We start from the raw sequence: 12,842 nt of genomic DNA on the forward strand, positions 1-12,842 counted from the left end.
ACCGTATTCTTAAAGTTGCCCAAAGCCCTTTTTCTTTTTCTGCTTCTTTTTCTTTTTGCTACCACCCATACCGGGGTAGTTTGGCAATCCTGGAGGTGTTCTCCCTCCTAGCATTCCTGGCATTCCCATACCTGGCATTCCTGGCATCCCCATACCTGGCATTCCTCCTTGGCCCATTTGTTGCATGAGCGATCGCATTTTTTGGAAGTCACTCACCAGTTTACTAACATCTTTTTCAGCATAACCTGAACCACGAGCAATACGTTTTCGTCGAGAAGGAGATTTTGCTAAAAGTTCTGGGGTTTGGCGCTCTTGCTTTGTCATTGAATTAATCATTGACTCACAGCGTTTGAGTTGAGTTTCTCCCTGCTGCAACTGATCATCACTCAATTTATTCATTCCAGGAATTAATTTCATAATTCCTCCCAGAGAACCCATGTTCTTCATCAGTCGCGTTTGCTTCAGGAAGTCAGTAAAGTCAAACTTAGCTGAGAGAATTTTCTCTTGCATTTTTTCTGCATCAGCTATGTCAAACTCTTCCTGAGCTTTTTCTACCAGGGTCAGTACATCTCCCATCCCCAGAATCCGAGAAGCCATCCTCTCTGGGTAGAAAGGTTGTAGGGCTTCTACTTTTTCTCCCACCCCCACAAATTTTATGGGCTGACCAGAAATTCTACGTACTGATAAAGCTGCCCCACCTCTTGTATCCCCATCCATTTTTGTGAGGATTGCCCCTGTAATCCCAATTTGATCGTTGAAGGTACGGGTTAATGTTGCCGCTTCTTGACCTGTCATTGCATCCACTACTAGCAATGTTTCTTGGGGCTTAACTGCTGCTTTAATTTTGGCGAGCTCCCCCATCATATCTTGGTCAATCTGTAGCCGACCTGCTGTATCTATAATTACAGTATCTATGCCCTCTGTCTTTGCTTTTTCAACACCTTTTTGAGCAATTTCTACAGGATCTATATCTATGCCTAATTCAAATACGGATACATCTATCTGCTTACCTAGCGTAACTAATTGGTCTATAGCAGCAGGTCTATAGATATCAGTAGCTACTAGCAAGGTACTTCTGTCTTGCTTCCGTAGGTGTAAGGCCAATTTAGCTGAGGCAGTGGTTTTACCTGTCCCTTGTAAACCTGCCATCAGAATAATAGTTGGTGCTTGTTCAGCTTTTGCTAGGGGAGCATTGGTTTCTCCCATGACGCGCACTAGCTCATCATGGACTATTTTGATGAACTGTTGATCTGGCCTTACTCCTGTTAATACATCTGCCCCTTTAGCCTTATTGCTAACCTCGGCTATAAAGTCTTTCACAACCTGTAAGTTAACATCTGCCTCTAATAGAGCACGACGGACTTCTCGTAGGGCTTCTTGAATATTGGAGTCTGTAATTTTATCTTGACCCCTTAGTTTTTTCCAGGCGACTTCTAAGCGGTCGGCAAGGGCTTCAAACATAAAGCAATTTCAGCTAAGCTAGTAGTAGTTTTTTATTATATATCATCTGAAAGGTTTTTTCTTTTTTTTACCTAATTTTTTTCCAACTGTGAAACTCAAAGCGTTCTGAATATAGATAGTTAGCTTCTGTTTAAATTTTATTTATTGCTTCTTTAAAGTTAAAAAAAATTTTCGTTAAATCATTGCTTTTTCTCTTTTACAACAATGTAATCTTTTATTCCTAACCTAATTTCCTATTCCCATAATCGATAACTATTTTGGTTTTTTATTCAGATATTCATAGATATATAGCAAATTCAGCGCATATTTTTTTCACATCTGCAATAATGTTGGAGATCTTTCAATATTTTTAGTACAAGATATTTCTCGGCATTTTTTGTAGCAAAACAACAATTATATAATTTACTTCTTCAAAACAACATAAATCACGATTTTCTAACTTTAACTCTACTCAATATTCAAGCAAATCGTAAATATTAATCTATATCCTTATCTTTAATTATATTATATCTACCATAGTGTATATATTCTGTCAATAGTTTCCATTTTATGTGGTTTTACCCATAATATTATTAACCTATCAGTAAATATTTGTCCAGTATCAAGCTTACTTGTCCAGATATATAGCTTCGATCTTGGATTTTATGGCCTATCATTAAAAACTTGGCCTAGTTTAAGATCGTATATATAACCCATTTGAGAGTTATCTAATTTATATAGTTTAAACATGGGGAGATGGGGAGATAGAGATATGGGAGCATTTTTCTACCTGCTTGGTGCGCGTTCCCTTGCCCCGTGCGAAGGCGCGGGGTCGCATCTGCTTTTTCCCCTATTCTATTTCTGAATTTCCTGACTTCACCAGGACTGAGTTCTGAATTCTATGCCAAAAACACATACCCTGTGCAAAGAGACCAAATGGGTTCTCATAGATACATAAAATAAATATTCAAAACATCAGGTGTAAAACAGATGCATACTTCCAAACAAAAAATTACAGATAAACATAACAAATATTATACAAAAGCTTTACCAGGGAAAACTTCTTCCATCCCAAACCATCAAAACAGTGAGGATATCAATATAGAGCAACTATTGCAAGCTCTAGCATCTCAACTATCCAATCACCATAATCAAGTCGATCAACTAAAAATTTGGAGACAAATAATAGAGCGACTTGAAGATTTTCCACACCAAAGCAGAATATTAACAGCAATTGTAGAACCAAGTAACCTCAGCATTAAATATGCTAATCGTGCTTTTTGCCAGCTAATGGGAATGAATCAGATCGATGAAATAGAATCAAAGCAAAACATTAAGCTGAATGAGTTGGTAAGTGATTGGGAGAAAACAGAACTAGAAAAAATTTACCGCCTGCAAATTTTGCACTGGATACTCAAAGAACTTTATCAAATAAATACAGCAAATCTACAATTTCAACATTATTCAATCATATCAACCATTAATTGCCCACAAAACTCAGAACCACAGTATATAGAATTCTGGTTTTGTTGCTCACAACAAAAAGTACAAAGAGTTGAGAAAACTGTAGACGATTTTACAGATATCAATTTCCAATCAATGTCAACATCTGAACAAATAGCTTGGTTGATACAACCGGGAAATCTAGAAATTTTAGCCCAACAGTTAAAATTGGAAAATTTCCAACTAGAGGGTTTATTTTTACTCGAAGGCTTAGATGTAACTATTCAAGAACAAAAACGAAGACTAACCCAACTGTTAGTGGAACCAGAATCATTGATGCAGCGAGAGAAATTTGAGCAAATAGACAAATTAATGCGGTCGCTTTTCCGAGCAGATGATATGATTCTACTGCGCAATGAAGGAGAAAAACAACTAAAATTATTCATCAGCAGTGAGTATTTAACCACAAGCAACTACCCTGGACTATATTCCACGCAGAGTCTACAGGATTCTCCAATCTTCAAAACTGCTAAAGATAATCAAATTCAGAATATTCCCGACCTGAAGATACATTGTCAAACTGAGTGTGAACAAAATCTATATCAAAAAGGAGTTCGCTCCTTGCTACTAATTCCTCTAGTAATTAAAGCTGCCTGTCCACAAGATAGTTCTGGACTTCAAGCAGTTTTGGGAATAGTAGGATTAACCAGCAAGCTCCCCAACAATTTTTATACCTCTGATTACAAACACGCTCAGGAACTTATTTCACCTTTAACCACTGCAGTTCGTCAAACAATTCAACAACGGTTCACAAATATTCGTAATATTCACCCGGCAGTTGAATGGCGATTTTTGCAAGAAGCAGAACGCCGTCGTTGGGGATTACCGCCAGAAATAATCGTTTTTGAAGATGTCTATCCTCTTTATGGTATCTGTGATATTCGTGGATCTTCCACCGAACGCAATCGAGCAATTCAAACCGATCTGCTGACACAATTTTGCTTAGGGTTAACAATTGTCGAAACTGTTTGTAAAATAAAAGATAGTGCTTTTTGTCAGCAACTACGGCAAGATCTGTTGGAATATATTAAGTCTCTAGAAGCAAAAGTATCAGTGGATAGTGAAATTACAGCAAGAGAATATCTAAATTTACATCTAGAAAATTACTTTGATTATTTTTTGGAATGTGGAGATGCGGTCAAAACTTCTGTAGAAGCTTATTTAGCTGCTTGTGACAATGAACATCATAGTGTTTATCAAGCTCGCGATCGCTACGACCAGATGTTGCACAAAATTAACTACCATCTTCAAAATACTTGGGAAAAGTGGCAAAAGCAGATGCAGCAAATTATACCCCACCATTGTGATTTTGAGGCTACCGATGGCATAGACCACATGATGTATCTGGGGAAATCTATTAATCCTAAATTTAGTCAATTTCATCTCTGTAGTTTGCGTTATGAGCAACTACGAGCAATTTGTGATTGTGCTAGAACAATTTTGCGCCTGAAAGCTGAATCTGAGGAAGTTACTTTGGGAGTTGTGCATCTGATCTTAGTGCAGAATTCTACAATTGATATTTATCACAATGAAAGTACAGAAAGATTGTTTGATGTCAAAGGTAGTCGCGATATTCGTTATGAAATTGTTAAAAAGCGAATTGACAAAGGTGTGGATCAGGAAACAAAGGAGCGGATAACTCAGCCAGGGATGTTGACTGTGGTTTATTCTACTGATGAAGAGTGGCAAGAGTATCAACAGTATTTCCGTTATCTAGTTCGTGAAGGTTGGGTGGAGGATAAATTTGAGAGTGGTTTGGTTGAACCTCTACAGGGAGTAAGTGGTTTACGGTTTGTTCGAGCAAAGGTACTGTTGCCTGAAGAAGCTACATCTACTAAGTAGGTCGATAAAGTTGGCGTTGTCAGAAAAGAAGATGATTGAGAGAATGATCAGCGTGTAAAGTTCAAGGAAAAATGCAATGGAATGTCCAGAATGCCACAGTTACCACATCCATAAAAATGGTCACGCGAAAAGGTAAACAAAATTATAGCAATGTGCCCTGGCATATTTACAAATTACAAGAACTGTCCAATAGCTAAAAGTCTTATATTATAGGTTTTTCATTCCCCCTTCCGGAGCTGTTGCCTTCCGGAGTTGTTGCCTGCGCACAGTGCTATATATCTGTGTCAAGTGTGGCCGTCAATTGATCCCAGAATATCAACCCATACGGATATAGTGATGATGCCAAACGCAACTGCTGGAAAATGTATGTTAATGGCATGGGTTTTCTTGCCATAGAGAGAATTACAGGAGTTTCACGCACAACGATTATGGATGGGGTCAAACTTGTGGGAACACTTCTACCAGATGCCTATGAGGCAGAAACTATCCCAGAGGTCGGAGAATTGGAGCAACTAGAAACCTTTGTCGGAAAAAAAAATAAAATCTGGCACAGGAGCTGCTGTAGACAATTTTCCAGCCGGTATTTTAGGCTTGTTGTAGGTGACCATAGTGCGGAAACATTTATGGTATGATGGCAGACTATTTTCTGGTGGCAATGTTACTTTTGGGTAAGGGATGGTAATCCAGTTTATACTAAATTTATTCCGGCAGGAGATCAGATTGTGAGCAAGACTTACATGACTGGTGTAGAGGGAGAAAATACACCTTTACGTTATTACTGAGCTATATTACATCGCAAAACCTTGTGCTATTCCAAGTCTGTTGAAATGTTAAAGCACTCAATTGACTACTGATTCATTACCTTAAGTTTAAAGAGGTCTCTGTTCCCACCCTGTCCCTATAATTCATCTTTTAATCTGACAACGCCATAAAGTTATTATTATGATAGCAGGAGTCGGGGGTTGGGGAAAATCAGGTAAGAAAGATATTTCTACTGAACTCGTCAATCTCATAGTTTTATAGATTGTATATTATCCGGACATGATATAATACCAAGTTCGGTTGAACAACCTCACTTCAATTTAGTAGTCAGTAGTTAGTGGGACTTAAACATTTTTAGGTCGAAAAATGGCGCTCGTGTCAGTCTAGATAAAGGAATTACGTCAATGGCCTAAAAATGCCTAAAACCTTTGGTAATTAAGGATTTATGCCTTTTTGATGTCAAAGCCTCTTCCTGTCTATATTTGAGCCTATTTTCGACTTCTATTTTGTGTAAGTCCCATTAGTAATCAGTACGCGGATGCCAAACCCTTAAATGTTAATTATTGCTAAAAATTTTACTATTCCCTCACACCGAGTGCGCAACAGCGGTGCATCTGTCGCCCCCGCGAGGTCGCACTGCTATTCCCTATGACCTATCGTCTCGCATTGAATCTATTTGCAATTAAACGGATTTGATATAATGACTAAATTTAGTCTCATGTTTAATAATAGTATCGGCCATATTCCCTCAGATTATTTATATAAATATGACATCCCGATCAATACAGAAGCAATATTAAAAACCCGTCAAGAAAAACACAAAAAATTATTTGAAACCTCTACTCAAAAGTATTACGAAGCAGTACAAACAGTTACAGATATCAAAAGTCATTTTTTCGACTTTTCCTGCGCAGCAATAAAAGTCGGTCGTGCTGAGGAACTCTCCCCAGAGCAACAACAACTGTTCCGGAACAGTTTGCAAACATTTTGTCCTTGGAAAAAAGGTCCGTTTGAACTATTTGGTATAAACATTGATGCTGAATGGCGTTCTGATTGGAAATGGGAGCGTATTTTGCCACATATTAGTTCTCTGAAAAATCGTAGAGTCGCCGATATTGGCTGCCACAATGGTTATTTTATGTTCCGCATGGCAGCTCAACAACCCGAGTTAGTTATTGGTTTTGAACCCTACGCAAAACATTTTTGGAATTTTCAACTTATTCAAAATATTGTGCAACAAAAAATGCTGATATTTGAACTGTTGGGAGTTGAACACATTCACTATTACCCTCAATTTTTTGACACCATTTTCTGCTTGGGTATTCTCTATCATCACACTGACCCTATTGCTTTACTACGCAAAATGCGAGAAGCTTTAGCGCCCAAGGGGGAAATTATTATTGACTGTCAAGGCATTCCTGGAGATTTACCAGTAGCTCTAACACCTCGGAAACGTTATGCTCAAGCACGAGGTATTTGGTTTCTCCCCACTCAGTCTTGTTTAGAGAGTTGGATAGGGCGAGCGGGGTTTAGTGATATTAATTGTTTTTTTGCCGAACCTTTGTCAGTAGCAGAACAACGGCGCACTTCTTGGGCAAATATTGATAGTTTGTCAGAATTTCTCAATCCTGAAGACCCTTCGTTGACAATTGAAGGTTATCCTGCACCTTGGCGCTATTATGCGATCGCTCGTAAATAATGAGCGGGGGTGATGGGGTGATGGGGTGATGGGGTGATGGGGCAAAAGGCCGTTTGCTTGCGCATACTCCCCAGGTGCTTGTACAGAGAAGTAAACATAAGAATAATTAACATTAACTGGGCTGCTATTAGCAAACACCTTAATGAGACTTGATATTAAGCCTTCCTGCCTCTTCCTTTTTTCTTCTTCCTTGTGCTATAATAATTAAATTTTTATTTTGTCAACTTACGAATTTTTTTGAGTGTTGAAGCTCGAGTTGCTAACCGGATTAACTTATAAGGAGATGTGCGACTACCAACTGTAATTCGAGAAATGCGGAACTTATTTTTCAGATAATTTACTTTCAAAAAATTATCATCATAAATAAATCCAGTTAGATGATATTTAGGTAACTTTTTTTCCACCTTTGTATTGATGGCACCATAGGGATAAGCAATATGAGCAGCGACAATTTTATTCCTATCTAAATCATTAGTACATTTTCTCAAAGCTAACTTCGCAAAATATAGTTCTACTTCTAATTCCTTGGAGCTAATTTTTGTTAAATTTTTATGAGTAAATCCATGAGATTGAATATCATAAAAATCTTTCTGATATCCTTCTCTTAAATCTTGACAACTAAGATGTGGTAAATCTTTTCCATTATTAACTCCCAGAGTTTTAGGATTAATAAACAGAACAAATCTTACTTTTTCACCATATTTTTCTTCCATCATTTCTAAGATGGGCATTCCATTTTTATGCACTCCTTCATAGCCATCATCAAAAGTAAGCATTACAGGTTTTTGACCTATATGTTTACTTGGTATAGGTTGAGATTTATTAATAAAATATACGAATAAATCTTGAGAGGATAACAACCAGTAATTTTTCTGTACTAAATACTCTACAAACTTTTCTAAATCTTGCTTAGTATAATCCATACCATAAAGAGGGCGATATGGTGGTAAATCAGCTTGATTCTGTAAATCAATAATGTCATGGAAACCAAAAATCGGAATTTTGACAGTCGGAGATTTAATAGCTGCAGCAGTCAAACCTAAACTGACTATAAATATTAGTGAAAGGTATACAAGTTTACTTATCCACTTTGGTAAAAACTTAATTAAAAAGCAATTTTTGTACAAATGTATAATAGTTAAATTTAACTTCTCTACAGTGGAAAATAAAGATTGAGTTACATTCCTACTTAGTAGCTTAATCTGATCTTGAATCCATTTTTGATTAATCATATCTTTCCCTAATATTCAATCGCAAATCTGTGAATTATTGCTAGTTATTGATGATACTATCACTATTTTTTCCTGACTAATATAAAAAATTTGTTTTGTTTCGTAGGAGTGGACGATCGCCACTTATTGAAGAAGGAAAAAGGAAAAAGTGGATGGGGACTCAAACCCCAACCAATTGTAAACACCGTATAGACGGCGGTGTATTCAACCTAAAAGAAAAAGATAAACAATCCCCCCTGATAAATTGAGGCATTATTTTCCTGAATTAGTATCAAGGTGAATGAAATTTACATCTATAAGAGTTAAATTTGTGTAATACTATTCAATCAAAAAATGCTAAGGCTGAGAAAGTGGGAAATTATTATTACTTGTATAGTTGTGTAGATAGATTTTCCTCAATATCAAAAATCTGAAATTCTCAGTGATATAATGGCTGTAGTCTGATAAGTTAAGAAAAATTAAGCATATTCTCAAGCAGGAGGTGAGTCCCGTGTTTAAGCAAGATCATCAAAATCTGAAAGTAGTTAAACTAGAGGAAGGAATATTGGTTCATACTCAACTCAGAAGCGCTTATATTCCTGCATTGCGTTCTGGGTTTGCCGGATACCCAGTTAATCCTCGTTGGAGTGGAGTCAAATATTATGCTTGGAAGACAGGAAAACAATGGCGACAGGCGCTTTTGAATGGAGAGATGGTAGTGCGTTTGAGTGATTCAATGTTGGTATCTATTGATCAAATTAAAGACTTAGAAGAAAAGTCTTATGTGGTATGGTGGGACTACCAAAAATCATTGCCCAAGAGTAATTGGGAATTTGAATGCCCTGTCTTTCAGGGATGAAAAACTACTTATACTACATCTGTTTTAAAGTCTGTTAGTAATCAAGGGAGGCAACAAGGAGTATGAATAATTTATAAATTTCTTTTACTTATAGAACTTACGCAAAAACATTACATAAATTTAGTTAAACTATAGTGCTATACTAAATACAATGTTCATAACTAAAAAATGCAATGCGTAAGTTCTAACTTATATATATATGTTACCTAATAATTAAGGTTTAAAGTCTCTGATTGACTGCGCCACGGACTGTCGCCCTACAAGCACCAAACAAGAAAAATTTTTCCTTTTCATCAATCCTCATTCTTTTCAAGTAAAGGTCATTGTTAATAATTAATTAGGGCTTGCTGATTAAATATAAAAGCATTGACATATAAAGACTTTAGCCTTTTTGGGAACGAAAAAAGTGCGCCTGTTTCAGTCTAAAACGCTCAAAAAGTTAGTATTTTAGGCGCATAGTTGGACAGAAAAATCAAGGGACAAAACTTAGCTCCTACTTCCTCTAAATTCCCATTTCTCCTGTCTCCTGTCTCCTGTCTCCTACCCCTACTAAAATACTTTTCAGCAAACCCTAATTATTAATTTTTGAAGTAGTCTGATCACAATTCCTAAAAATCACCCCATGTTTATTGAATACTTCAGTTATTAAGTAATAAGTCACCTTCAGTAATGTTTTTAGCAATTATTTGTATGAAGTAAATATATCTGATTCGTTATTTACCTACTCCCTACTCCCTGCTTTCAAAAAAATGTAACAAAAATGCGTGATATTTGGTATTAGACTAATATGGTTCACAGCGAGAATATATTAAAAACAATAAAACCAACTGTACCGAAACAGATAAATCGACTAGGCCATCTAGCCAACCTTAAATTTAGTAGGTGGTGTAAATATTCTATATATTGTTTCCAGGTAACTTTACTTTCCCCTTCTAGACGTTCATTAAATACATACCCCACTTCTCCCACCCAACAAATACTGCCTCGACCTAAAACTTCAATCAAAATTTTGTACCCTACTGGCCTAAGAATTTTTTCTGCGATCGCCTTTCGGCGGACCATAAAATAGCCACTCATGGGATCTGAGACTCTCCCTACGACTCCAGGTAAAATAATTAATCCCAAAACTTGAGCGCCACGAGACAATAATCTTCTAATAATATTCCACTCACTGACACCTCCTTCCTCAAAGTGACGACTAGCCACTGCTAAGTCAGCACCTTGCTCCATTTTTATCAATAGTTTTAAGAGAGTTTCTGGAGGATGTTGTAAGTCTGCATCTATTACTCCCAATATTTCTCCTTTTGCTACTTGCCAACCACGAATGACTGCAGTGGAAAGTCCTCTTTCTTTTTCCCTACGCATTACCTGGAGTTGAGGATATTCTGGTGTCATATTCTGAGCCGTCTCCCAAGTTAAGTCGGGACTATTGTCATCTACCACAATTAATTCATAAGCATCGGGAATTTGAGTATCTAGTAACTGAGTTAGTCTTTGAACAATCTTTGGGATATTTTGACTTTCTTGAAATGTGGGAATAACCAGAGAAAGTTTGATTTCTGGACTATCTGGTTTTATAGTATTTTTTACTACAGCAGGAACTTGTAATAAACCTGTTGGTACTGTTAGTAATGAATTTGGTTTAGTTGCACTCATTATCAATTTTCTCTATCTGAGGTATTAGTTAATTGTGGGTTTAACAGAAATCAGAATATAGTCAGGTTTATATTTACAGCAGATTCGGTAGTATATGAGGTGCAAATTTTAAAGATCCAGTGCGGGCATCTTGCCCACCATGGTAGGGCATCTTACCCACCACAGATGTACCTCACTGATATGAAATATGCTGTATATCAAGTTGCCAATTATTACTTACTGTACTTTATTAATTTAATTTGCCAGTGTATATCTTTCTTTAGCTATTAATGCAATATTGAGACTATTTTTAATTTCAAAAAAATATAATATTTTAATGCAGGTAAAATATCTCATTCACAATTATTGCTAAGACTTATGAAATAGTTGTTTGCGTAGCACTCCGCAGGAAAAACCAAAGAATATGAATAAATTTATGTCCTAAGTATAGCTACATTTTTTGATACATTATATTTTCTTTTTCATGTTGTCTATTCCCTATAATTTTAAATTTTGTACTTAATCCAAGAAATAAACGCTATCAAGTATTTACTAATATTTTTTACTCTTAAATATCTATGAATAATAATTATCATCAACTAACTTAATTTTACGAATTTGAAGAAAGTCAAATATCTGATTAATTTGATGTTGTTCTTCATCTGTTATGTTTTTACCACATAATATTGCCGAAGTAAGTTGTAGGTGTTCCCGGCGACTAAGTTTGCCTGATGTAATAACTCGGTTCACCATTTGATTAATTGTCACATTTGGTTTATTTTGCTCACTCCATAACATAATCTTTAATATCCTCTATATAACTTTTGATATTGATTATATGTTCAGTAATATACCCGATCAAAGTAGTCTCAGAAATAAATATTACCTTTGTTCTCATTCCTAAGTTATTTTAATAGTTAAGAGGGCAATAATATCCCTAAGTGAAAATTTTGTATATAAGGCATTAATTTAGTTTCTATGAAGATTTATCGACTGCCAGCACTTTCAGACAACTATATCTTTTTACTACATGACCCAAATCAAAAGATTGCGGCTGTAGTCGATCCAGCAGAAGTTAGGCCAGTGACCGAAAAACTAGAATCATTGGGTGCTCAGTTGGTAGCTATTTTCAACACTCACCACCATTCAGACCATGTAGGAGCTAATCAAAAGTTAATTAAGAAGTTTCCTCAACTTACAGTGTATGGCGGATTTGAAGACCGAGGTAGAATTCCTGGACAAAAGGTATTTTTACAAGAAGGCGATCAAGTCCAATTTTCTGACCGACAGGGAGAGATTCTATTTGTGCCCGGTCATACAAGTGGCCATATTGCTTATTACTTTCCTCCTGTAGTTGCTGGAGAAGCGGGGGAATTATTTTGTGGTGATACTTTATTTGCTGGTGGTTGTGGCCGCTTATTTGAAGGAACACCAGCTCAAATGGTACAGTCTTTGAGTAAACTGCGTAATTTGCCTGACAATACACGAATATGGTGTGCCCATGAATACACTTTGAAGAATTTGCAGTTTGCGATAACAATCGATGAGCAAAATTTAGACCTACAAGCTCGTTTAGCTGAGGTTAAGGCAGCACGCAGTCGGAATGAGGCTACTGTGCCATCAATGATTGGTGTAGAAAAACGCACAAATCCTTTTCTGGGTTGGGATCGACCTAATCTACAGTTAGCGGTTAAAAGCCAAGATCCAGTACAAACTTTTGCCCGTTTGCGAGGAAAGAAAGACCAATTTTAAAGAATGCTACAAATATAGCGCTGCGCGCAGGCAACAGGCAATAGGCAACAGCTCATCTGGGGGAATAAAAAGCTGTTTGCCCAAGCATTCCATAGGAATCATATAACACTTTATAGCTATTGGACACCTCCTGCAATTT

At 36.6% G+C, this 12,842-nt stretch carries 7 protein-coding genes and 2 pseudogenes; 5 read left to right on the forward strand and 4 right to left on the reverse strand.

Translation table 11 applies throughout. The features are described 5' to 3' along the window. Positions 1–9: 9 nt before the first annotated feature. A complete protein-coding gene (ffh, locus tag F6K18_RS18335) occupies positions 10–1,461 on the reverse strand; it encodes a signal recognition particle protein (RefSeq protein ID WP_287522715.1) in 1,452 nt (483 codons plus the stop codon). Between the two features lie 969 nt (positions 1,462–2,430). Between ffh and F6K18_RS18340 the strand changes: the two genes are divergently transcribed. The 3 genes and pseudogenes from F6K18_RS18340 (at position 2,431) to cmoB (ending at position 7,246) form a co-directional block, all read left to right on the forward strand. Next, positions 2,431–4,785 (forward strand): GAF domain-containing protein, encoded by a 2,355-nt coding sequence (locus F6K18_RS18340; protein ID WP_287522717.1) that lies wholly within the window; start codon positions 2,431–2,433, stop codon positions 4,783–4,785. Positions 4,786–5,059: 274 nt separating this feature from the next. Continuing rightward, positions 5,060–5,689: pseudogene (locus F6K18_RS18345) on the forward strand (IS1 family transposase); the annotation flags it as partial. 558 nt (positions 5,690–6,247) lie between these two features. Next, complete coding sequence (gene cmoB, locus F6K18_RS18350; protein ID WP_287522718.1) at positions 6,248–7,246, forward strand: tRNA 5-methoxyuridine(34)/uridine 5-oxyacetic acid(34) synthase CmoB; 999 nt, start codon at positions 6,248–6,250, stop codon at positions 7,244–7,246. 212 nt (positions 7,247–7,458) lie between these two features. Here cmoB and F6K18_RS18355 read toward each other — a convergent pair whose 3' ends face one another. Continuing rightward, positions 7,459–8,478 (reverse strand): polysaccharide deacetylase family protein, encoded by a 1,020-nt coding sequence (locus F6K18_RS18355; RefSeq protein ID WP_287522719.1) that lies wholly within the window; start codon positions 8,476–8,478, stop codon positions 7,459–7,461. A 490-nt stretch (positions 8,479–8,968) separates the two neighbouring features. Here F6K18_RS18355 and F6K18_RS18360 point away from each other — a divergent pair, with 490 nt between their 5' ends. Continuing rightward, on the forward strand, positions 8,969–9,316 hold the full coding sequence (locus F6K18_RS18360) for a hypothetical protein (protein ID WP_192901056.1): 348 nt from the start codon (positions 8,969–8,971) through the stop codon (positions 9,314–9,316). 819 nt (positions 9,317–10,135) lie between these two features. Here F6K18_RS18360 and F6K18_RS18365 read toward each other — a convergent pair. Further along, positions 10,136–10,972: pseudogene (locus F6K18_RS18365) on the reverse strand (polyprenol monophosphomannose synthase); the annotation flags it as partial. 555 nt (positions 10,973–11,527) lie between these two features. Continuing rightward, a complete protein-coding gene (locus F6K18_RS18370; protein WP_124143708.1) occupies positions 11,528–11,749 on the reverse strand; it encodes a hypothetical protein in 222 nt (73 codons plus the stop codon). 180 nt (positions 11,750–11,929) lie between these two features. Between F6K18_RS18370 and gloB the strand changes: the two genes are divergently transcribed. After that, positions 11,930–12,703 (forward strand): hydroxyacylglutathione hydrolase, encoded by a 774-nt coding sequence (gene gloB / locus F6K18_RS18375; protein WP_287522721.1) that lies wholly within the window; start codon positions 11,930–11,932, stop codon positions 12,701–12,703. Positions 12,704–12,842: the final 139 nt, after the last annotated feature.

Source organism: Okeania sp. SIO2C2 (genome assembly GCF_010692625.1).
In the GTDB taxonomy this organism is placed as follows: Bacteria; Cyanobacteriota; Cyanobacteriia; order Cyanobacteriales; family Microcoleaceae; genus Okeania; species Okeania hirsuta.